Genomic DNA, 21445 nt, shown 5'->3' with positions numbered 1-21445 from the left:
GGCCGAATTCGGCGAGCGCCCGTACATCGACCGCCTTGTCGCCGTGGAGCGCGGCCGGCTCCGGCAGCAGGACCCCGTCCCCGGAGGGCAGGAGCTGTTCGGGTCTGCCCAACTGACGTGACCCTCCGGCGGCCAGGATCAGCCCGGCGGTGCAGAACTCAGGAGGCGCTGACATACCGCTCCGGACCAGCGCGGAAGCTGCGGCGGCAGGACTCCGAACAGAAATAGACGGTTCTCCCGTCGTGAGGGATCCGCAGGGTCGCCTCCGTGACGACGACAGACATCCCGCAGACCGGGTCGACGGCAACCGGGAGCGTCTTCGGGGTGGACACTGCGGGCGCCGACCGTTCGGCTCTCTCGGCGACGAGCTGGGCCAGGATGGACAGCGCGATCTCGGCGGGGGAGCGTGCGCCGAGTGGGAGCCCGGCCGGGCTGTGCACGAGCGCCCGTTGTTGCTCCGAGACGTTGAGGGAGGCCAGAACGGCCGCGCCCCGGGTGTGGCTGGCGACAAGGGCGATGTACGGAACCCTGATCTTCAGGGCTGCCTCGAGGGCGAGTTCTTCATCATGCCCGTGCGAGGCCACAATCAGCGCCGCGTCGTCCGTCTGCGGTGCGGCATCGGTTCCCTGGGTCAGGTGCATCTCAAGGCCCAGCGGGCCGCCGAGGGCCACCAGGGCCTGCGCCACCGGGCTCGTGCCGATCACGAGCACCCGCGGCGCCGGCACCGACGGCTCGAGGAAGATGTCGACGGCTCCGCCGCTGAGGCACGGGTTGGACACCTGAACGACACCCTCCTCGTGCACGTGCGCCGGCTCGCCCGCCACCACGCGCAGCAGAAGCGGTTCCCGGGCGGCCAGGCATTTCAGCCCATATTCCCGAACCGACGCTTCCACGCAGGAACCGCCGACGAATCCCTCCAGGGTGCCGTCCTCCAGCATGAGTCCGGTGTCACCGGCGTGGGCGCTGGTCGGATGCTGGGCCCTCACCACGGTGGCGCGAACGAACGGGCTCCGGTCTGCCGTGAGTTCCCGCACCCTCGCCGCGAGGCTGTCTGCTATCCCTGACATGGCGACCGGCGGATCAGATCGGCGGTCGCGGCCGGCCCTGCATGGCCTCCCAGACCCGAGCCGGGGTGCACGGCATGTCCATGTGTGTGATGCCGAAGGGGGCCAGGGCGTCGACGACCGCGTTGACGATCGCCGGGGGTGAGCCGACGGTGGCGGACTCGCCGATCCCCTTGGCTCCGATGGGGTGGTGCGGCGAGGGGGTCACCGTGAACCCGGTTTCCCAGTCCGGCACCTCCAGGGCGGTGGGGATCAGGTAGTCCATGAAGGTTCCGCCGAGGTTGTTGCCTTCCGCGTCGAACTCGATGAACTGCATCAGGGCCATACCGACGCCGTCGGTGAGGCCGCCGTGCACCTGACCCTCGATGATCATCGGGTTGATCCGGGTGCCGCAGTCGTCGACGGCGATGAACCGCCGCACCGTGACGTGGCCGGTGCCGGGATCAACGTCGACCACGCAGATGTAGGCGCCGAAGGGGAAGGTCAGATTCGGGGGATCGTAGGTGACCTCGGCATCCAGGTTGCCGTCGATGCCTTCCGGCAGGGTGACCGTGCCGTGCGCGCCCATCGCGATCTCGGCCATGGTCTTGCCGACGCTCGGGTCACCCTTGACGAACCAGCGCCCCTTCTCCCATTCGAGGTCCTCGGGCCGGGTTTCGAGCATCGCGGCCGCGATGAACTTCGCCTTCTCGCGCACCTTGCGGGCGACGAGAGCCACGGCCGCGCCGCTGACCGGCGTCGACCGGCTGCCGTAGGTGCCGAGCCCGAAGGGGGTCTGGTCCGTGTCGCCGTGAACGACGTCGATATCCTCCGGCGGGATGCCGAGCTCCTCGGCCACGATCTGGGCGAAGGTCGTCTCATGGCCCTGGCCCTGGCTCTGCACCGAGATGCGCACGACGGCCTTGCCGGTGGGGTGGATCCGGAGCTCGGCCCCATCGGCCATTCCCAGTCCGACGATGTCCATGTGTTTGCGGGGCCCGGCTCCCACGGTCTCGGTGAAGAACGAGATGCCGATCCCCATCAGCTCGCCGCGATCGCGCTTCTCCTGCTGTTCGCGCCGCAGTTCGTCATAACCGGCCATCTGCATCGACTTGCGCAGCGCCTGCTCGTAGTTGCCGGAGTCGTACTCCCACCCGGTCTTGTTCTTGTACGGGAACTGTTCGGGTTTGATCAGATTCTTCAGCCGCAGCTCCGCGGGGTCCATCTCCAGCTTCCGGGCGAGCATGTCGACCAGCCGCTCGACCAGATAGACCGCCTCGGTGACCCGGAAGGAACAGGCGTAGGCGACGCCTCCCGGCGCCTTGTTCGTGTAGACGCCGGTCACCTTGCAGTGCGCGGCCTGCAGGTCGTAACTCCCGGTGAAGATGTGAAAGAAGCCCGCCGGGTACTTCGAGGGCTGCGCCGTGGCGTTGAAGGCGCCGTGGTCCGCGAGCACGGTCGAGCGCACCGCGAGGATCCGTCCATCCTTCGTGGCCGCGATCTCGCCCTGCATGATGTAATCACGGGCGAAGGAGGTGCTCATCAGGTTCTCGGAGCGGTCCTCCATCCACTTGACCGGTCGCCCGGTCACGATCGATCCCACGACCGCGAGGATGTACCCCGGGTAGATGCCGACCTTGTTGCCGAAACCTCCGCCGATGTCCGGGGACACGATGCGGATCTTGTGCTCCGGGATGCCGGAGACGATCGCGAACAGGGTGCGGTGCGCGTGCGGAGCCTGGCTGGTCTCGTAGAGGGTCAGCGCGCCTTCGATCGGCTCGAAGTCGGCGACCGCCCCACAGGTCTCCATCGGCGCCGGGTGCACACGGGGGTAGACCATCTCCTGGGACACGACGACATCTGCCGAGGCGAACACCGCGTCGGTCTCGGCCGCGTCGCCGGCCTCCCAATCGAAGATGTGGTTGTCGGTGCGGCCCTCGATGTCGTCCCTGATGACCGGGGCGCCGGGATCCAGGGCCTTCCGCACGTCGATGACCGGCGGAAGCACGTCGTAGTCGACCTCGATGAGTTCGAGTGCGTCACGCGCGGCGTAGCGGTCCTCGGCGACCACGAAGGCGACTTCCTGGCCCTGGAAACGCACCTTGTCGGTGGCCAGCACGGCCTGCACATCGGCGGAGAGGGTCGGAGCCCAGGCAAGCTTGAGGCCGAGCAGGTCCTGGCCCGTGATCACGGCCACCACTCCCGGGTGGGCCAGCGCGGCACTCGTGTCGATCGAGACGATGCGGGCATGGGCCACGGGGGAGCGCAGGATGGCGCCGTGCAGCATTCCGGGCAGCACGATGTCGTCGACGTAATGGCCTTTGCCCCGCACGAAGCGGGGATCTTCCTTGCGCTGGATTCGGCCGTACCCGATCGGGCGGTCGTCGTCTCCGGCCGCCGGGTTCGCTGCCCGTTCCTCGATGATGGTCATGCCGTTACCTCTTCTCCGGCGTTCTCGGCCAGCTCTTCGGGCACTGCCGGGTGAGCGGCGGCCCACTGCACGGAACGCACGATCGTCGCGTAGCCGGTGCACCGGCACATCTGACCCGAGATGGCCTCGCGGATCTCTCCGTCGTCCGGATGCGGGTTCTGGTCCAGCAGGGCCCGCGCGGTGAGCATCATCCCGGGTGTGCAGAACCCGCACTGCAGGCCGTGCTCCTCCATGAACCCCTGCTGCACCGGGTCGAGCACGGCCCCGGTCGCCAGACCCTCGACCGTGGTGATGGAGTGGCCGTCGGCCATGGCCGCGAGTACCGTGCAGGATTTGACCGGCTGGCCGTCCATCAGCACGACACAGGTTCCGCAATTGGAGGTGTCGCATCCCCAGTGCGTCCCGGTCAGCCGCAGCTGGTCGCGGATGAAATGCACGAGCAACACCCTCGGTTCGATCTCCTCGGTGATGTCGGTGCCGTTGATGCTCATGCTGATCTGCATGGACTTAGCCTTCCTGTGCTTCGGCGGCGCGGGCGGCCGCGCGACGCAGCACCCGGCGGGTGAGCTCGTCGGCGAGGTGCCGCTTGTAATCGATCGGGCCCCGCTGGTCGGCGATCGGCTTGCTCGCCAGCGCGGCAAGCCGCCCTGCCTCCAGGAACAGGTCTTCCTGCGGGTGCCGGCCGCGCAACAGGTCCTCGGCCTCGGTGACCGTTCCCGCCACTCCGACGGCGGTGAGACCGATGGCGACGTCGTCCATCGTGCCGTCGGCGGCCAGGGAGATCGCCGCTCCCGCCGCCACGACGGCCCAGTCGCCGACCCTTCGTTCGACCTTCTCGTAGGCACTGCCCGAGCGCGGACGGATCGGGAAACGCACCTCACAGAGGAGTTCGTTGTGCGCCACAGCAGTCTCGTAGGCACCCCGGTGGAAGTCATCCATGCTGAGGACGCGCTCGCCGCCGGGCCCCCGGATGACCGCCTCGGCTCGCAGAACCTTGCAGACCGTGGAGAGATCTTCGGCCGGGTCGGCCTGGCAGAGCGACCCGCCGATCGTGCCGCGGTTGCGCACGGTCGGATCCGCGATCACCCGTTCCGCATCGGCGACGATCGGGAACAGCCGGAAGATCTCCGGGGAGGCAAGAAGTGTTGCGTGGCGGGTCATCGCGCCGACTCGCAGCGTGTTGCCGTCGCGGAGCACGTAGTCCAGTTCGTAGAGCTCGTTGATGTCGATCAACCACTCGGGTCTGGCCAGACGGAGCTTCATCATCGGCAGAAGACTGTGCCCGCCCGCGACTACCCGGGACTCCGGGCCGTGGCGGTCGAGAAGGGCGAGCGCATCGTCGACAGTGCTGGCGCGCACATAATCGAAGGAAGCAGGAATCTGCACAGGGGCCTCCACCTCGAAAGGTGCCCGGCGGCAGCGACGGGCACGGAATTGGAACACATAGTGCTCCGGGCCCCTCAGCTTGTCAACGCGGATCGGCGCGGCACCGGGCATCCGCCGGCCGGAACACGAAAAGGCCCCGGCGACGAATCGCCGGGGCCCTGTGCACTGTCTCAACCAGTGCTCGTCCGGTCACAATAAAACTGAAACCGGAAGTCTGTGTGTCAGCATACAGGGCAGTGATTCATTCCGCAGAGAGGTCTTCTCATGCTTCTGATCAACGCCCCCGGCATCGCCGATCCGCTGACCCGCCCATCGGGCGAGGCCGAGCCGCCGCTTAGGGTCGCTCTCGTGCAGCACCGCTGGCACGCCGACGAGGGCGCGTTGCGCGCGGAGCTGGCCGACGGCATCCGTCTGGCCGCTGCTCAGGGTGCGCGCGTCGTCTTCCTGCCCGAACTGACACTGCGCCGGTACCCTGCCCACGCGCGGGCCCAGGGGGTGCCGAAGCAGTCCGCGGAGGAGCTGTTGACCGGACCCACGTTCGCGTTCGCGGCCGAGCAGGCCCGCCTGCACGGCATCGTCGTGCACGCCTCGCTCTTCGAGCGGCCGCGCGACGATGACGCCCCGGGGGACCCGCGCGGCTACAACACGGCCATCCTGGTGTCGCCGACCGGGCGGCTGCTCGGACGCACCCGCAAACTGCACATCCCGGTGACCGAGGGCTACTACGAGGACACCTGGTTCCGGCCGGGCCCGGCTCAGGACGCCTACCCGGTCTACGCGCCGGAGGAACTGGGCGGCGCCCGGATCGGGCTGCCCACCTGCTGGGACGAGTGGTTCCCGGAGGTGTCACGCCTGTACGGGCTCGGCGGCGCCCAACTGCTGGTCTACCCGACCGCGATCGGCTCGGAACCCGGCTTCCCGGCCTTCGACACGCAGCCGATCTGGCGGCAGGTGATCGTGGCCAACGGCATCACCAGCGGGCTGTTCATGGTCGTGCCCAATCGCCACGGCGACGAAGGCGAGCTGACCTTCTACGGCTCCTCCTTCATCTCCGATCCCTACGGACGCGTTCTCGTGCAGGCTCCGCGCGACGAGTCCGCGGTGCTCGTCGCCGACCTCGACCTGGCACAGCGAGAGGAGTGGCTCACGCTGTTCCCCTTCCTCGCCACCCGCCGTCCGGACAGCTACGGGAGGCTGACCGCGCCGGTCGACCCCGCGCATCCGTTCGGTGGAACCGAACCGGAAGAGCAGTCTTGAGCTGGCGGATGCCGGCGGAGACCGCGCCGCAGGACCGGGTCTGGATGGCGTTCCCGGTGGCCGGATACACGCTCGGCACCGATGCACATTCCGCCGACGAGGCACGCCGCACCTGGTCCGCTGTCGCCCATGCCGTGCTCGACTTCGAGCCCGTCACCATGGTCGTCGACCCGGCCGAGGTGGCGACGGCCCGCCGATACCTCTCAGCGGAGATCGAGATCATCCAGGCGCCGCTCGACGATTCCTGGATGCGCGATATCGGTCCGACCTTCGTGCTGGGCGACGAGGGTCGGCTGGGGGCGGTGGACTGGACGTTCAACGGCTGGGGTGCCCAGGACTGGGCGCGCTGGGGCAAGGACGCGGAGATCGGCCGGGTCGTCACCGGTGCCGCGGGCGCGAGCGCGATCTCCTCGGTGCTCGTGAACGAGGGCGGCGGCATCCACGTCGACGGCGAAGGGACGGTGCTGGCCACCCGGACCGTGCAACTGGACCCCGGCCGCAACCCTTACGCCGACCGGGCCAGGGTCGAAGCCGAGTTCGCCCGCACTCTGGGCGCCACCAAGGTGATCTGGCTGCCCCGCGGCCTGACCCGAGACCAGCAGCGCTATGGAACCCGCGGTCACGTCGATATGGTCGCCGCCATCCCGTCACCCGGAACGGTGCTGGTCCACGCCCAGAACGACCCGGCGCACCCCGACTATGCCGTCACGCGCGAGCTCCATGCCGTGCTCGCCGGAGCGACGGATGCCGCGGGCCGGACCTTCACGGTCGTCGACCTGCCCGCCCCGGCCACTCTCAGCGACGCGGACGGCTTCGTGGACTACAACTACGTCAACCACCTCGTCGTGAACGGCGGTGTGATCGCCTGCGGCTTCGGCGAAGAACGGGCCGACGAGGCTGCGCGGGAGATCCTCTCCGGGGTGTACCCGGGACGTGAAGTCGTGTCCGTCGAGGCGCGGCCGCTGTTCGCGCGGGGCGGAGGCATCCACTGCGTGACGCAGCAGCAGCCATCGGCCCGGTGACGATGCGGGAGGTGGTGCGTCAACCGGTCAGCGAGTGGTGACGGTGCCCCCGAGTGACGCGACCGCCTTGAGCAGGCGGGGGCCCGTGGCGAACCAGGCCACCAGCATCACGGCCAGGGAGCCGGCGAAGATCCAAAAACCGGTCCAGCCTCCATCGCTCGAGGCGGCGTACATGTGGTTGAGGTTCCGGAGGGCGCCGGTCGCGAAGACCAGGGTGACATGAACCACGATGAAGACCAGGAAGACGACCATCACGCCCACGTGCACGGCTCGGGTCGCGCGGAGCGGAACCAGTCGACTGAACCGGCGAGTGGTCCACAACGGTGACAACCGGATGCCGGTGGCCAGGGCGAGCGGTGCAGCCACGAAGACGATGGTGAAGTAGCTCAGCGTCTGGACGGCGTTGTAATTCACCCAGCCGTCCCCGGTCGGCCAGTCCAGGGAGGCGTACTGGAGGATCGCCGAGAGGGCGTTCGGGACGATGTCCCAGCTGACCGGGACGATGCGCACCCACTGGCCGGTGGCGAAGAGGAGACCATAGAACAGGAGACCGTTGAGCACCCAGAGCGCATCGAGTGCGAGGTGCAACCACACGTTGATGCCCATCCGGGTGGGGGCGTTCCTGGTGCGGATGAGGCCTGTGTTGCGCCGTGTCCAGAACATGGTCGGCCGTCCGGCCGTGCGGATCTGCCAGCCGGACCGCACGATGAAGAGGATGAAGAAGACGTTCAAGCCGTGCTGCCACGCGAGCCAGGCGGGCACACCGACGGGTGCCCATTCCGGCCGGGCCGACGTGCCCGGAAACTGGACCAGGAACGACTGCACAGCCGGCAGCGCACGAATGCCCTGAGCGGCCAGCACCGCGGCGGCCAGGGCGAAGATCGCGAGCGGGACGACCCAGGCCAGTCTGATGCCGACGGTTCGGCCCGGGCTGATCCGGCCGGGCTTCGCGGCTGTCACCGGTCGCCCCGGAGGGCGAACGCGTATTGCGGCATGGGGGTGTGTCTTTCTGGTCAGGAGTCAGTCTTCAGAGTGTCGACCCGTTCGATAGCGGCTCTGCCATCATCGACTATTTCCCTGCCGCCTGTGATCACGGGCGTCAAAAGACGCAACCTGGGCGAGCGTCGCCAGCCTGCCTGCAGGCCGACGAATCACCGTCGGCCGGTGCGGGAGAAGTGACCGAGGACTAGCTTGATGGCGTGTCCCCTCCGGTGATCGACCCACGGTCCGCCCACGCCGCCGGCGTGGAGCGTCTCCTCGCGAGCTACCGGGCGGTGCCGCGGGCGGCTTCGGTTCGGCTCGCCAAACCCACCTCCAACCTGTTCCGGTCTCGCGCGAAGCCGAACGCCAGGGGCCTCGAGACGGCGGGGTTGAGAGGCGTCATCGCGGTCGACCCGGACGAGCGCACAGCCGACGTGGGCGGAATGTGCACGTATGAGGACCTGGTCGCGGCGACACTGCCCCACGGTTTGGCGCCACTGGTGGTGCCGCAACTGAAGACGATCACTCTGGGCGGTGCGGTCACCGGCCTGGGCATCGAGTCGACGTCCTTCCGCAACGGCCTGCCGCACGAGTCGGTGCTGGAGATGGACATCCTCACCGGGGCCGGAGAGGTGATCACGGTCTCGCCCAGTGAGAACGAAGACCTCTACCGTGCCTTCCCCAATTCCTATGGCACGCTCGGATACGCGGTACGCCTGCGGATCGAGCTGGAGCCGGTCGAAACGTTCGTCGACCTCCGGCATCTGCGGTTCCACTCGATCGCCGATCTGATCGCGGCACTGGACCGCATCGCCCGGACCGGGGCCCTGGACGGTGAGCGCGTGGACTACCTCGACGGGGTGGTGTTCAGCGCAGACGAGAGCTACCTGAGTGCGGGCACCCGGTCCGCGGCAGCCGGTCCGGCAAGCGACTACACCGGCCAGGAGATCTACTACCGCTCCATCCAGCACGACGAGGGCACCACACGCGACCGGCTGACGATCCACGACTACCTCTGGCGGTGGGACACCGACTGGTTCTGGTGCTCGGCGGCGTTCGGCGCACAGCGACCACGGATCCGCCGGCTCTGGCCGCGAACGCTTCGCCGCAGCAGCGTCTACGGGACGTTGATGCGGTACGAACGACGATTCCACATCGGCGATCGCATCGAACGGCTCCACCATCGTCCGCCGCGCGAACGCGTCGTCCAGGACGTCGAGGTGCCGATCGATCGGTGTGCGGAGTTTCTGGATTGGTTCCTGGCCACCGTGCCGATCGAGCCGATCTGGCTGTGCCCGCTGCGGTTGCGCGGCGACGGCTGGCCGCTCTATCCGCTCCGTCCAGACCAGACGTACATCAATGTCGGGTTTTGGTCGACGGTTCCCGTGGGACGGACCGAGGGGGAGACGAACCGGCTGATCGAACGCACCGTCAGCGAGCTCCACGGGCACAAGTCGCTGTACTCCGACTCGTATTACTCGCGGGAGGAATTCGGCGAACTGTATGGCGGAGAAGACTACCGGCGTGTGAAGGAACGGTACGATCCCGATTCACGGCTCCTCGATCTCTATGCGAAGGCGGTACAGCGACGATGACCACGTTCAAGGATCGAGTGCCGGACGCCGCGCCAGCGGCACCCAAACCGGTGACACAGGGGAAACTGACCCTCGCCGAAATCATGGAGATCCTCGCCGGGGGGCGTCTCCCACTGAGCTTCACCGCGTACGACGGCAGCTCGGCCGGTCCGCCGGACGCACCGCTCGGCCTGGAACTGAAGACCCCCCGGGGCACTACCTATCTGGCGACCGGCCGCGGCGATCTGGGCCTGGCCCGCGCCTACATCGCCGGCGACCTCGATGTTCACGGGGTTCATCCCGGCGACCCCTATGAACTCCTCCGGGCGCTCGCCGGCGAACTGGTGTTCAAGCTGCCGCCGCCGCGCGTGACCGCCAACATCATCCGCTCCATCGGCGCCCGGCACCTGCGCCCGATCGCACCGCCGGCTCAGGAAGGGGCGCCGCGCTGGCGTCGCGCCGTCGGGGGGCTCCGGCACAGCAAGACGAGGGATGCCGAGGCGATCCACCATCATTACGACGTCTCGAACGGCTTCTACGGGTGGGTGCTCGGGCCGTCGATGACCTACACCTGCGCGTGCTACCCGCGCCTCGACGCCTCATTGGACGAGGCGCAGGAGAACAAGTACCGGCTGGTGTTCGAGAAGCTGCGGCTCAGGGAAGGTGACCGGTTGCTCGACGTCGGGTGCGGCTGGGGCGGCATGGTTCGCTACGCCGCCCGCCGCGGCGTCGACGCCACCGGTGTGACACTGTCAGAGCAGCAGGCCGCGTGGGCACAGCGGGCGATCGCCGACGAAGGCCTGACCGATCTGGCCCAGGTGCGTTTCGGCGATTACCGTGACATCACTGAGACCGGATTCGACGCTGTGTCGTCGATCGGGTTGCTCGAGCACATCGGAGTGCGCAACTATCCGTCGTACTTCGGCTTCCTGCAGTCACGGCTGCGTCCCGGCGGCCTGTTGCTCAACCACTGCATCACCCGGCCGGACAACCGATCCGAGGCGTCCACCCGCGGATTCATCGACCGTTATGTGTTCCCCGACGGGGAGCTCACCGGCTCGGGCCAGATCATCAGTGCCGCCCAGGATGTCGGACTGGAGGTGCTGCACGAGGAGAACCTTCGCCAGCACTACGCGATGACGCTGCGAGACTGGTGCGCCAACCTGGTCGAGCACTGGGACGAGGCTGTCGCCGAGGTAGGACTGCAGACCGCGAAGGTGTGGGGACTGTACATGGCCGGGTCGCGGCTCGCTTTCGAGACCGGCGGCATCCAGTTGCACCAGGTGTTGGCGGTCAGGCCAGATGCCGATGGCCGCGTCAGTGATCTGCCGTTGCGGCCGTGGTGGACATCCTGAAACCCCGGCGCGACCGGGCCTACGCGCAGGCCGTCGTACCCCGATCGCAGAGATTCCGGGCAAAAAAAATAGGCCGCACAACCGATATCAGTTGCCGCAACCTATTTCCCAACGAGGTTCGGATTTCGCCGAACCTCTCTCTGTGCCCGAGGGGGGACTTGAACCCCCACGCCCATAAGGGCACTAGCACCTCAAGCTAGCGCGTCTGCCATTCCGCCACCCGGGCCGGGTGTTTCAGCAGCCATTCCCGGCCGCCGAATAAATAATCTAGCACGGATTTCGGGGCCCTCCCGCCGCGCCCACCGTCTCCGGTCGGCCGTGAGGCCCGGTAGCGTGACAGGCATGCTTTCCTCTGCTGAAGACACCCCGGCCGGCTCTGCACTGGACCTCACGGGCACACTCGCGCGCGACCTCATCCGTTTCGACACCACGAACTACGGCGAGGGCCGGTCGAACGGGGAGACGGATGCCGCCGAGTACGTCGAGGCCAACCTGCGTGCTCTCGGCCTCGCCCCGCAGCTGTTCGACTCCGAACCGGGCCGCACGAGTGTCGTCGTGCGCGTTCCCGGCCGCGACAGCAGCCGTGGAGCGCTCGTGGTCCACGGACACCTCGACGTCGTCCCCGCAGACCCCGAGGCCTGGTCGGTGGACCCGTTCGCGGGCGAGATCAAAGACGGCCTGCTCTGGGGCCGGGGAGCCGTCGACATGAAGAACATGGACGCCATGATTCTCGCGTCCCTGCAGGACATCCTCGGGGCGGGCCGCCAGCCTGCCCGCGATCTGGTCGTGGCGTTCTTCGCCGACGAGGAAGCCGGGGGAGTGCTCGGTTCGCACTACCTCGTCGACACCCACCCCGAACTCTTCCACGGCGCCACCGAAGCCATCAGCGAGGTCGGCGGGTATTCGATCACGCTCGGCGGCCAGCGCGCCTACCTTCTCCAAACCGGCGAGAAGGCCCTGATCTGGATCAAGCTGGTGGCAAGGGGTGACGCGGCCCACGGCTCCCGACTGATCCATAACAACGCCGTGACCCGGCTCGCCGAAGCGGTCGCCAAGGTAGGTCGCCGCGAGTGGCCGATCCGGCTGACCGACACCACAACGCAGCTCTTGGGCGAACTGGCCCGGGTGCTCGACGTGGACCCGCAACGCGTCGGCCCCGACGAACTGGCCCTCGCCACGGGAACCGCCTCGGGTTTCATCCAGGCCAGCTTGCGCACCACGACGAATCCCACCGTGCTGCAGGCCGGGTACAAGCACAACGTCATCCCGGACCGCGCCGAGGCGCTCATCGACATCCGTACCCTGCCCGGCGATGAGGACGCCGTGCTCGCCGAGGTGGCCGCGCTGGTCGGGCCCGAGATCGAGATCGTGATCATGCACCGCGACATCGGTCTCGAGACGGAGTTCGGTGGGCCGCTCGTTGACGCCGTGGTCGAGACCCTCGGCCGGCACGACCCCGGTGCCCCGGTGCTGCCCTACCTGCTCTCGGCCGGAACCGACAACAAAGCGCTCAGTACCCTGGGCATCAAAGGGTACGGTTTCGCCCCGCTCAAGCTCCCCGCCGACCTCGATTTCCCGGCCATGTTCCACGGCGTCGACGAACGTGTCCCACTTGACGCGTTAGTGTTTGGCAGGCAGGTCCTGACCGACCTGCTCTCGAACTACTGATCAGCAAAAGGGCATTTTTGTGAACTTCATCGACGCACTCATCCTGGGACTCGTGCAGGGACTGACCGAATTCCTTCCGGTTTCCTCCAGCGCACACATCCGTATCATCGGTGAATTCCTGGGCACCGGGGCTGACCCGGGAGCCCGGTTCACCGCCATCATCCAGATCGGCACCGAGCTCGCCGTGGTGATCTTCTTCTGGCATGACATCGTGCGCATCATCGGGCAGTGGGCCAAGTCGCTCGTCGGCAAGGTCCCGCGCGCCGACCCGGATGCCCGGATGGGCTGGCTGATCATCCTCGGCTCACTGCCCATCGTGCTGCTCGGCCTGCTCTTCCAGGACCAGATCGAATCCTCGCTCCGCAACCTGTGGATCACCGCCAGCGTACTGATCGGCTTCGGTGTCCTGCTCGGCATCGCCGACTACGTCGGGGCCAAGCGCCGCCGGCTGGGCGACCTGACGGTGCCGCACGGAATCGTGTACGGCTTCGCCCAGGCCCTCGCGTTGATCCCTGGAGTGTCCCGTTCGGGTGGCACCATCACCGCCGGCCTGTTCATGGGCTACGAGCGCGCCGCCGCCGCCCGGTACGCGTTCCTGCTCGCCATCCCGGCCGTTCTCGGCAGTGGTTTCTATCAGATGTACAAGGCGATCGCCAAGCCATGCCTGGAAGGCGCAACCAACTGCACGCCGGAGATTTTCGGGCCGTGGGACACCCTGGCGGCCACAGTCCTGGCCTTCGTCGTCGCCCTGTTCGTGATTAAATTCTTCATGAGCTACATCTCCAAGCGCAGCTTCCTGCCCTTCGTGATCTACCGCATCCTGCTCGGCCTGGTGCTGATCGGCCTCCTGGTGACGAACACCATCGCTGCCTAGTTAGGCTTGAGGTATGCGTGCCTGGAACCGACCTCAAATCCCACGACTGCCCGGTCAAGCCGGTGCGCCCTGGCTGCACGACACCGCCTCCGCCGGTCTGATCGAGGCCAGGCCGAACGACGTCGCCCGTCTCTACGTGTGCGGCATCACCCCGTATGACGCAACGCACCTCGGTCACGCAGCCACCTACCTGGCCTTCGACACCCTGCAGCGAGTCTGGCTCGACGGCGGTTACCGCGTTCACTACGCCCAGAACGTGACGGATGTCGACGACCCGCTCCTCGAGCGCGCCGCCGCCACCGGCGTGGACTGGGAAGTCCTCGCCGAATCCCAGGTGGAGTTGTTCCGCACCGACATGGTGGCGCTGGGGATCATCCCCCCGAACGACTACGTCGCCGTCACCGAGGTCATCGACGAGATCGCGGAGGCCGTCTCCCAGCTCTGGGACGCGGGTCTCGCCTACGCCGTCCCCATTGTCGCGTCCGTGCCCGGCGCGCCCGAGCCGACGGTCGCCGCCGGTTCCGACCTCTACTTCGACATCGCCGCCGCCGAACGGGCCACCTCGTGGAACCTCGGCGACGAGAGCAACCTCGACGCCGACACCATGCACACCCTGTTCGCCGAGCGCGGGGGAGACCCTGACCGCCCTGGCAAACGGGACGCCCTCGACCCGCTGCTGTGGCGATCCGCCCGTTCCGGCGAACCGTCCTGGGAGTCACGCGTGGGTGCCGGTCGGCCCGGCTGGCACATCGAATGCTCGGTGATCGCCCTGAAAGAACTCGGCACCGATTTCACGGTGCAGGGCGGCGGCAGCGACCTGGTCTTCCCGCACCATGACATGAGCGCCGGTCACGCTGCCGCGCTGTCCGGGCATCCGCTGGCCGGCGTCTACAGTCACACCGGCATGGTGGCTTATCAGGGCGAAAAGATGAGCAAATCGCTCGGCAACCTCGTGCTCGTTTCCGTGTTGCGTGACGGAGGTACCGACCCGCGGGCCATCCGCCTGGCCCTGCTGGGCCAGCACTATCGCAGCAATTGGGAATGGACGGACACCCACCTGCTCGAAGCCGAATCCCGCCTCGCCACCTGGACCACCGCGTTCGGCCCGGCTGCCGTGGTCGGAACCGGGAACGCCCACTCCGTCGTCGACCAGCTCAGGGCAGCCCTGGCCGCGGACCTCGACACCCCCGCCGCACTGGCCGTCGTGGACGCAGCCTCCATCGGAGGGGTCGACGATCCGGCCCTGGTAGCCGTGGCCGTCGATGCACTTCTCGGCGTCCGGCTCTAGCTTCGGGGCCGGCTAGCGCATCAGGGCTGCCGGGGTCCGTCGGGCCCCGGTCGTCCCTCGCCGGGGCCGTCCCGTCCATCGCCACGCTTGCGCAGATACTTCTCGAATTCCTGGGCGATGGCCTCGCCGCTTGCCTCCGGAGAGTCGACCGTGTCCCGGGCCTGCTCGAGTTGCGCGATGTACGCGGCCATCTCGTCATCCTCGGCGGCGAGCGTGTCGATGCCGTTCTGCCAGTCCTCGGCCTCGGAAACAAGTTCGCCGCGCGGGATGACGACGTCGATGATCTCTTCGAGCTTGTCGATCAGCGCCAGCATCGCCTTCGGCGAGGGCGCGTTATGCACGTAGTGCGGCACGGATGCCCAGATCGACAGGGTGGGGATGCCGACCTCCTCCGCGGCGATCGCCAGCACGCTGAGAATGCCGACCGGTCCCTCGTACGTGCTGCGCTCGATCTGCAACTCAGCCCGCACCTGCGGGTTGTCGCTCGAGACGAAGATGGAAATCGGGCGGGTGTGCGGGACGTCGGCCAGCATCGCCCCCAGGAACACGATGCCCCCGATATCCGCCGCCAGAGCTGAGTCGAGGATTTCTGCGGCGAAACTCTTCCAGCTGCGGGAGGGTTCGGTGCCGAGCAGGAGATAGATGTTGCCGGCGTTCGTTCCACTCACCCGCAGCTGCGCGTCGGCGGCGAGGGGCGTTCCGGCCTCAGCGGGAACAGTCGGGCCGTAGAGCACCGCATCGGGCCACTCGAGCTTGCGCCGGCCGTCTTCGCCGCCCGCCGAGATGGTGGGCCGGTTGAATTGGTAGTCGAAGTAGGTTTCCGGGTCGATCTGCATCAGCGGAGCGACGTCGAGCAGGTCCTTCAGGGTGCCCACGGCCCCCGTGGCTGCCTCGCCGGCGTCGTTCCAACCCTCGAACGCCACCACCAGGAGGCGCCCGTTGAGGAACCCGTTAGCCTCTGTCACTGTCTGAAACCTCTTTCGACGGGGTGCCCCGCGTGGCACCATCAGTCAAGGATAGGCGGTGCCCTCTACACTTGAACTCCGTGACCGCGATCAGAACCGATTCCCTCCTGCCCGCAGCCGTGCTCTGGGACATGGACGGCACCATCGTCGACTCCGAGCCGTACTGGATGAGGGCCGAAACGGAACTGGTCGAATCGTTCGGCGGGGTGTGGAGCCATGACGACGGGATGCTGCTGGTCGGATCGGGGCTGTGGGGCTCGGCGTCCATCCTGCAGGGCCGCGGTGTCGACCTCGACGCCGAGTCGATCGTCCAGGCCCTGACCAGCCGGGTGCAGGAACTGCTCCAGGAATTCGGCGCCCCGTGGCGCCCCGGCGCACTGGACATGCTCACCGCGCTCAAGGCCGCGGGAATTCCGATGGCCCTCGTCACCTCGTCGGTCGAACGGATGGCCCAACAGGTCGCTGACCTCGTCGGCTTCCCCGCCTTCGAAACCATCGTCGCCGGAGACATGGTCCAGAACAGCAAACCGCATCCCGAGGCCTACCTGTCGGCGGCCGGGCTGCTCGGCGTCGACACCGAGCGATGCATGGCCGTGGAGGACTCCATTCCCGGTATCGCCGCGGCCGTGGCGTCGGGTGCCGTTGTTCTCGGCGTGCCTCATATGGTCACACTGCCCGCCAGCGCGCACTACGACCTGTGGCCGACGCTGTCCGGCCGCACCCTGGACGGATTCACGGAGCTGTTCAGCGCGCGCCGTGGCCCCGCCGCCCTCACACTCACTCTGCCCGACTCCGAATGACCCACGAACAAGGACGTATTCCACGCATGAGCGACAACCAGGTCATCCAGAACAGCGGTCCTTTCCGGATCGGCGACCGGGTGCAGCTGACCGGACCCAAGAACAAGCTGAACACGATCACCCTCGAACCGGGCAAGGTCTTCCACACGCACCGGGGCATCCTGGCCCACGACGACATCATCGGCCTGCCCGACGGATCGGTCGTCTCCAACAACGTCGGCGTGGAGCACCTCGCCCTGCGCCCGCTGCTGATCGACTTCGTGATGTCGATGCCGCGGGGCGCCGCCATCATCTACCCCAAGGACGCCGCCCAAATCCTGGCCCAGGCCGACATCTTCCCTGGCGCGACCGTGGTCGAGGCAGGAGTCGGTTCCGGAGCCCTGTCGCTCTGGCTGCTGCGCGCCATCGGCCCGGCCGGACGCCTGGCCTCCTTCGAACGTCGCAGCGAATTCGCGGATGTCGCACGCGACAACATCGCGACGTTCCTCGGGTCCGATCCCGCCAACTGGAGCATCACCCTCGGCGATTTGGCCGACACGCTGCCCGAGACGATGCCCGCCCAGAGCGTCGACCGGGTCGTGCTCGACATGCTCGCGCCGTGGGAGTGCCTGGGCGTCGTCTCCGATGCGCTCAAGCCCGGCGGGGTGCTGCTCTGCTACGTGGCGACGGTGACCCAGCTCTCGCGGGTGGCGGAGGCCATCCGTGGCACCGGCCTGTACACGAACCCGGACTCGCACGAGACGATGGTTCGGGGCTGGCACGTCGAGGGTCTGGCCGTGCGTCCCGACCACCGCATGATCGGGCACACCGGATTCCTGATCACGGCGCGTCGCCTCGCCCCGGACACGATCCTGCCCGAGCTGAAGCGCCGCCCGTCGAAAACGGACTTCTCCGATGCCGACGTCGAGGCCTGGACACCGGGTGCCCTGGGCGAGCGCAGCGTCAGCTCCAAGGTCATGCGCAAGCGCGTTCGGATCGCCGAGACCGGCGCTGCCATCTCCAAGGCCCGTGAGCTCGACGCGGGCGAGCCCGACGCCCCGACACCCGACGCCCGTTAGTATTGGCTTCGGCCCGCGGCTGGTCGCGAAATTGCCTCTGTCCCGCATAATCGCTTGCCCCACACTGAAATGAGATCCCGTGCGTAGAGCTCCTGCACTCATCGCTTCCGCCGGCCTGCTGGTCGCTGTCCTCACCGGCTGCAGCGCCCCCGGCGACGCAGCGGACTGCGAGGCGCCGGTCATGGAAGGGGCGGCCTCCAAACTCGTCTCGGTGTCGGGAGAGTTCGGCTCTGCGCCGACGGTGGACTTCCCAACCCCCGTGAAAACCGACACCACGCAGGTCAGCGAGATCATCGCCGGTGAGGGGGCCGTGCTCCGGCCGGACCAGTCCGCGCTGGTGGACCTGAGCGTCTACAACGGGACGACCGGTGCAGTGATCAATGAGGCCATGTACGACGCCACCGCGTTGACCGCACTCATTCTGGACAAGGAGAAGACCCTGCCCGGCCTGGCGAGCGGCCTGGAGTGCGCCCAGGTCGGATCCCGCCTGGCCCTCGTCGTTTCACCGGACGACGGCCTCGGACCCGCCGGCGGCGACGCGAACAGCGGCATCGGCGCGGATGACTCCCTGGTCATGGTGATCGACGTCGTGAAATTGGTCCTCGCTCGCGCCGACGGCACGAACCAGCCCGTGGCCGGCGGTCTCCCGTCTGTCGTCCTGGCGGTCGACGGCACCCCCGGCGTGACCATCCCCTCCAGTGAGCCGCCGACCGAACTGCAAATCGGCGTGCTCAAAAAGGGCGACGGGGAGACGGTCGTTGAAGGCGATACCGCGACCCTGCACTACACGGGCGTGTTGTGGAATGAGAAGACCGTTTTCGACTCCAGTTGGGCCAAGGGCGAGCCTGCGCCGTTCCTGATCGTGGATGGTTCCAAGACCCAGGGAGGGCTGATCCCCGGATTCGCCAATGCCGTCATCGGCCAGACCGTCGGTTCTCAGATCATCGCCGTGCTCCCGCCGGATCAGGCTTACGGCGACCAGGCCTCGCAGACGATCCCTGCCGGTTCGACCCTCGTGTTCGTCATCGACATCCTCGGGGTGAACTAGGCTGCGACGCGTCGGCCGACGGATAGACTCGCAGCGTGCCGTCCACCTCTGAGAAGACCAGCCGCGTGTCCGTTGAAGAACGCCTGTTCAGCCTTGTACTCGCGCTGATCGCCACGGAGATCGGTCTGACCAAGGCGGACATCCTGTCCACGGTGCAGGGCTATCGTCAGCGCTATGTCTCCGGCGGGGACAACGCCAGCCTCGAGCGTCAGTTCGAGCGGGACAAGGACGACATCCGTGAACTGGGGATACCGCTCGAAGTGGTGGAGCCGCCGGACGACCCCGGCAGCAACCACCACCTGCGGTACCGCATACCGAAGGGTCTCTACGACCTCCCGGCCGACGTGTCCTTCACCGCAGACGAACTCATGCTGCTCAAGCTCGCCGCGACGGTCTGGCGCGAAGGATCGCTGTCCGCCGAGTCACGACGAGCGATGACCAAGCTGAATGCGTTAGGGATCGACTCCAGTGACCCTGTCCTCGGCTATTCGCCGTCTCTGCGGGTGCGCGAGGCATCCTTCGAACCCCTCAGTAAGGCCATGGACCGCGGTCAAGTCGTCGCGTTCCTGTACCTGAAGCCCGGTGAGTCGGCGCCGCGCCGCCGCCAGGTCGAACCTCGGGCCGTGGTGCTCTTCGACGGCCGGTGGCATCTGTTCGGTACCGACCGGGATGCCGCGGCGAACCGCACCTTCCTGCTCTCCCGAATCGTCGGGCCGGTGGTGGCGGTGCCGGGGGGCACGTTCGTACCGCCCGGGGAAGGCCAGGCCCAGGAAGCCCTCAGCGAGCTGGATGCGCTGTGGAACGCCAACCTGGCCACGATCAGCGTGCAACCGGGCAGTGATGCCGCGGTGCGGCTGTCCAAACGGCACTCAACGGACTCGCCACAGTCAGGGGAGGGGGACACAACGGTGAACCTGCATTTCACCGACCTCAACGTGCTCGCGGACGAGCTCGCGGGGTTCGGCCCGGAAGTCCTGGTTCACGCGCCCGCGGCGTTGCGCTCTGCCGTCCGGGCACGTTTGGTCAGCGTGCGTGACGCGCACACCGACGCACTCACGACGAGCACGACGGAGGAGGGCGAATGAGCGCCGGTCCGGCGATCGGAGCATCCGACAAACTGACCTTTCTGCTGTCCCTGGTCCCGTTCCTGATGGACCACGACCGCATCAGCGTGACGGCCGTCGCCGATCACTTCGGGGTAACGCCCGACCGGGTCCGCGAAGCGGTCAATCTGATTGCGGTCTCCGGTATCCCCGGGGAGACTCGCCAGTACCTGCACGGTGATCTCTTCGACATCCACTGGGAGGAGCTTGAAACCAACGACCTCATCGTGCTCACCCACCTCGTCGCCATCGACGATTCTCCTCGCTTCTCGGCCCGGGAAGCAGCGGCCCTCATCGCCGGTCTGCAGTACCTGTCGTCCTTGCCCGAGAACGCCGACGTCGACGCCATCGCCTCGCTGATGGCGAAGCTCACCCGCAGCGCCTCGGGTGCCCCCAGCCAGGTGGCCGTGGCCGGTACGGATGCCGGCAGTACCATCGCGGTCGTGCAGGCCGCTGTCCGCCGAGGGGTCCAGATTGAGTTCGATTACCTGAACGCCCGCGGCGAACAAGAGCAGCGACTGGTCGAACCCTGGCGCATCCAATCCGTGGATCGTGACTGGTACCTGCGGGGTTGGTGCCATCTTCGAGAGGCGGCCCGAACGTTCCGGCTTGATCGGATGAGCGGGCTGCACGTGACGATGATTCCGACCAGCCCTCGGCCCCTCGAGGCGGAACAGCCCGAAGCGCTCTTCGAGGGATCCGCCTCCGACCTCGAGGTGACAGTCGAGCTGGCATCGGCGGCCGTGCCCCTGCTCGCGGACTACGGCCCCTACGGCGCCGGCGTCCCAGGTGGCGACCGCGTTCGCCGAACGCTGGGGGTGGCGCATTTCCACGGCCTCAAACGCCTCGTCGCCGGTCTAGCCGGTGTCGTCGAAGTCGTCGGGCCGATCGAGGCGCGCGCTGTCGTGCGCGACTGGGCGGCCGCAGGGATCGCCCGCTACGACGAGCCGGACGATGCCGGATTCGACCCGCTTGTGGGGGAGTAGACGATGCCCTGGTGGTCGTGGCTCCTGATCTGGACCGGCCTGGTCCTCGGCCTGGTCGGCATGCTGGTCTGGTTCGCCTTCAGGCTGTTCAGGAAGGCCCTGGCGACGGGAGCTGCGCTCGGCGAACTCAGTGAGCGCGTCGCCGCTGTCGGTCAGGTCCCCGAGATGCCGGAACCGGCCCGATTCCGATCCGCGGTCCTCCAGGAACCTGGCGAGGTGTACCTCACTCTCGAGCTCAGCCGAATCGAACGCGCGCAGCGTCGCCAGCGGCGGCGGGATTCTTTGGTCGCCAGAGGTAAACTAGTAACTACACGCCCCTTGACCCAGAGGACAGACACTGATGCTTAATAACCTGACCGGATGGCACTTCCTGATCATCCTCGTCATCGTTCTGCTTCTGTTCGGTGCGCCCAAGCTTCCCGGCCTCGCCCGCAGCCTCGGACAGTCGATGAAAATCTTCAAGAACGAGATCAAGAGCGACAAGGACGACTCCGACACCACCGGCACCGCTGGCGACTCTTCGAAGGCCGCCGGCACCGCCGACCCCTCGACGAAGTCGTAACTCCCGTGGCGGGGCGAACTCCTCGGCGCACGGCCACCGACGGG

The 21445-nt window shown here is 67.5% G+C and carries 19 protein-coding genes and 1 tRNA gene; 13 read left to right on the top strand and 7 right to left on the bottom strand.

Going from position 1 to position 21445, the window contains the following annotated elements:
* Nucleotides 1-158 precede the first annotated feature (158 nt).
* The 4 genes from E3T49_RS03330 to E3T49_RS03315 are packed head-to-tail and all read right to left on the bottom strand — an operon-like array spanning nucleotide 159 to nucleotide 4860.
* Nucleotides 159-1067 carry an XdhC family protein gene (locus tag E3T49_RS03330; protein WP_134423450.1) on the bottom strand — a complete coding sequence of 303 codons (909 nt, stop codon included), beginning with the start codon at nucleotides 1065-1067 and terminating at the stop codon, nucleotides 159-161.
* A gap of 13 nt (nucleotides 1068-1080) precedes the next feature.
* A complete protein-coding gene (locus tag E3T49_RS03325) occupies nucleotides 1081-3474 on the bottom strand; it encodes an aerobic carbon-monoxide dehydrogenase large subunit (RefSeq protein WP_134423448.1) in 2394 nt (797 codons plus the stop codon).
* A complete protein-coding gene (locus E3T49_RS03320) occupies nucleotides 3471-3977 on the bottom strand; it encodes a (2Fe-2S)-binding protein (protein WP_134423446.1) in 507 nt (168 codons plus the stop codon). Before E3T49_RS03320 ends, E3T49_RS03325 begins: the two co-directional genes overlap by 4 nt.
* Before the next feature lie 4 nt (nucleotides 3978-3981).
* Nucleotides 3982-4860 carry an FAD binding domain-containing protein gene (locus tag E3T49_RS03315; protein WP_134423444.1) on the bottom strand — a complete coding sequence of 293 codons (879 nt, stop codon included), beginning with the start codon at nucleotides 4858-4860 and terminating at the stop codon, nucleotides 3982-3984.
* Nucleotides 4861-5124: 264 nt separating this feature from the next.
* On the opposite strand from E3T49_RS03315, the gene E3T49_RS03310 reads away from it, so the two are divergent.
* On the top strand, nucleotides 5125-6117 hold the full coding sequence (locus E3T49_RS03310; protein WP_134423442.1) for a nitrilase-related carbon-nitrogen hydrolase: 993 nt from the start codon (nucleotides 5125-5127) through the stop codon (nucleotides 6115-6117).
* Nucleotides 6114-7139: an agmatine deiminase family protein gene (locus E3T49_RS03305; protein WP_134423440.1), complete on the top strand. Its 1026-nt coding sequence runs from the start codon at nucleotides 6114-6116 to the stop codon at nucleotides 7137-7139. Before E3T49_RS03310 ends, E3T49_RS03305 begins: the two co-directional genes overlap by 4 nt.
* 27 nt (nucleotides 7140-7166) lie before the next feature.
* On the opposite strand, the gene E3T49_RS03300 is transcribed toward E3T49_RS03305, so the two are convergent.
* Complete coding sequence (locus tag E3T49_RS03300; protein WP_241972613.1) at nucleotides 7167-8099, bottom strand: cytochrome b/b6 domain-containing protein; 933 nt, start codon at nucleotides 8097-8099, stop codon at nucleotides 7167-7169.
* A gap of 239 nt (nucleotides 8100-8338) precedes the next feature.
* Between E3T49_RS03300 and E3T49_RS03295 the strand changes: the two genes are divergently transcribed.
* Both E3T49_RS03295 and E3T49_RS03290 read left to right on the top strand, forming a co-directional pair.
* Entirely contained in the window at nucleotides 8339-9715 is a 1377-nt protein-coding gene (locus tag E3T49_RS03295; protein WP_134423438.1) for an FAD-binding oxidoreductase, read from the top strand.
* A complete protein-coding gene (locus tag E3T49_RS03290; protein WP_134423436.1) occupies nucleotides 9712-11049 on the top strand; it encodes a class I SAM-dependent methyltransferase in 1338 nt (445 codons plus the stop codon). The genes E3T49_RS03295 and E3T49_RS03290 overlap by 4 nt, the downstream gene beginning before the upstream one ends.
* 143 nt (nucleotides 11050-11192) lie before the next feature.
* Here the strand turns inward: E3T49_RS03290 and E3T49_RS03285 are convergent.
* Nucleotides 11193-11275: transfer RNA gene (locus E3T49_RS03285), tRNA-Leu, on the bottom strand.
* Nucleotides 11276-11391: 116 nt separating this feature from the next.
* Between E3T49_RS03285 and E3T49_RS03280 the strand changes: the two genes are divergently transcribed.
* Genes E3T49_RS03280 through mshC form a run of 3 tightly spaced genes read left to right on the top strand, consistent with a single transcriptional unit; the run spans nucleotide 11392 to nucleotide 14879 of the window.
* Nucleotides 11392-12717 carry a M20/M25/M40 family metallo-hydrolase gene (locus E3T49_RS03280; RefSeq protein ID WP_134423434.1) on the top strand — a complete coding sequence of 442 codons (1326 nt, stop codon included), beginning with the start codon at nucleotides 11392-11394 and terminating at the stop codon, nucleotides 12715-12717.
* A gap of 19 nt (nucleotides 12718-12736) precedes the next feature.
* Nucleotides 12737-13591: an undecaprenyl-diphosphate phosphatase gene (locus E3T49_RS03275; RefSeq protein ID WP_134423432.1), complete on the top strand. Its 855-nt coding sequence runs from the start codon at nucleotides 12737-12739 to the stop codon at nucleotides 13589-13591.
* A 13-nt stretch (nucleotides 13592-13604) separates the two neighbouring features.
* Entirely contained in the window at nucleotides 13605-14879 is a 1275-nt protein-coding gene (mshC, locus tag E3T49_RS03270) for a cysteine--1-D-myo-inosityl 2-amino-2-deoxy-alpha-D-glucopyranoside ligase (RefSeq protein WP_134423430.1), read from the top strand.
* 20 nt (nucleotides 14880-14899) lie between these two features.
* On the opposite strand, the gene E3T49_RS03265 is transcribed toward mshC, so the two are convergent.
* Complete coding sequence (locus tag E3T49_RS03265; RefSeq protein WP_241972612.1) at nucleotides 14900-15844, bottom strand: proteasome assembly chaperone family protein; 945 nt, start codon at nucleotides 15842-15844, stop codon at nucleotides 14900-14902.
* 80 nt (nucleotides 15845-15924) lie between these two features.
* Here E3T49_RS03265 and E3T49_RS03260 point away from each other — a divergent pair, with 80 nt between their 5' ends.
* The 6 genes from E3T49_RS03260 (at nucleotide 15925) to tatA (ending at nucleotide 21401) form a co-directional block, all read left to right on the top strand.
* A complete protein-coding gene (locus E3T49_RS03260; RefSeq protein WP_277613078.1) occupies nucleotides 15925-16644 on the top strand; it encodes an HAD family hydrolase in 720 nt (239 codons plus the stop codon).
* Between the two features lie 26 nt (nucleotides 16645-16670).
* On the top strand, nucleotides 16671-17702 hold the full coding sequence (locus tag E3T49_RS03255) for a tRNA (adenine-N1)-methyltransferase (protein WP_134423426.1): 1032 nt from the start codon (nucleotides 16671-16673) through the stop codon (nucleotides 17700-17702).
* A 79-nt stretch (nucleotides 17703-17781) separates the two neighbouring features.
* Nucleotides 17782-18750, top strand: coding sequence for an FKBP-type peptidyl-prolyl cis-trans isomerase (locus tag E3T49_RS03250; RefSeq protein WP_134423424.1), 969 nt, complete (start codon nucleotides 17782-17784; stop codon nucleotides 18748-18750).
* Nucleotides 18751-18785: 35 nt separating this feature from the next.
* On the top strand, nucleotides 18786-19835 hold the full coding sequence (locus tag E3T49_RS03245) for a helix-turn-helix transcriptional regulator (protein WP_134423422.1): 1050 nt from the start codon (nucleotides 18786-18788) through the stop codon (nucleotides 19833-19835).
* A complete protein-coding gene (locus E3T49_RS03240) occupies nucleotides 19832-20839 on the top strand; it encodes a helix-turn-helix transcriptional regulator (protein WP_134423420.1) in 1008 nt (335 codons plus the stop codon). The genes E3T49_RS03245 and E3T49_RS03240 overlap by 4 nt, the downstream gene beginning before the upstream one ends.
* Nucleotides 20840-21179: 340 nt before the next feature.
* Entirely contained in the window at nucleotides 21180-21401 is a 222-nt protein-coding gene (gene tatA, locus E3T49_RS16710) for a twin-arginine translocase TatA/TatE family subunit (protein ID WP_134423418.1), read from the top strand.
* The last annotated feature ends 44 nt before the right edge of the window (nucleotides 21402-21445 follow it).

This window comes from Cryobacterium cryoconiti, assembly GCF_004403065.1.
Taxonomy (GTDB): Bacteria; Actinomycetota; Actinomycetes; order Actinomycetales; family Microbacteriaceae; genus Cryobacterium; species Cryobacterium cryoconiti.
Note: the sequence above shows the minus strand (reverse complement) of the source record. Positions and strands in the feature narration are given on the sequence as shown.

Bases quoted from the DNA above. Each gene is read 5' to 3' on its own strand.
- E3T49_RS03330 (WP_134423450.1), bottom strand. From the start codon at position 1,067: ATGTCAGGGATAGCAGACAGCCTCGCGGCGAGGGTGCGGGAACTCACG.
- E3T49_RS03290 (WP_134423436.1), top strand. From the start codon at position 9,712: ATGACCACGTTCAAGGATCGAGTGCCGGACGCCGCGCCAGCGGCACCC.
- E3T49_RS03310 (WP_134423442.1), top strand. From the start codon at position 5,125: ATGCTTCTGATCAACGCCCCCGGCATCGCCGATCCGCTGACCCGCCCA.
- E3T49_RS03255 (WP_134423426.1), top strand. From the start codon at position 16,671: ATGAGCGACAACCAGGTCATCCAGAACAGCGGTCCTTTCCGGATCGGC.
- mshC (WP_134423430.1), top strand. From the start codon at position 13,605: ATGCGTGCCTGGAACCGACCTCAAATCCCACGACTGCCCGGTCAAGCC.
- E3T49_RS03240 (WP_134423420.1), top strand. From the start codon at position 19,832: ATGAGCGCCGGTCCGGCGATCGGAGCATCCGACAAACTGACCTTTCTG.
- E3T49_RS03320 (WP_134423446.1), bottom strand. From the start codon at position 3,977: ATGCAGATCAGCATGAGCATCAACGGCACCGACATCACCGAGGAGATC.
- E3T49_RS03280 (WP_134423434.1), top strand. From the start codon at position 11,392: ATGCTTTCCTCTGCTGAAGACACCCCGGCCGGCTCTGCACTGGACCTC.
- E3T49_RS03325 (WP_134423448.1), bottom strand. From the start codon at position 3,474: ATGACCATCATCGAGGAACGGGCAGCGAACCCGGCGGCCGGAGACGAC.
- tatA (WP_134423418.1), top strand. From the start codon at position 21,180: ATGCTTAATAACCTGACCGGATGGCACTTCCTGATCATCCTCGTCATC.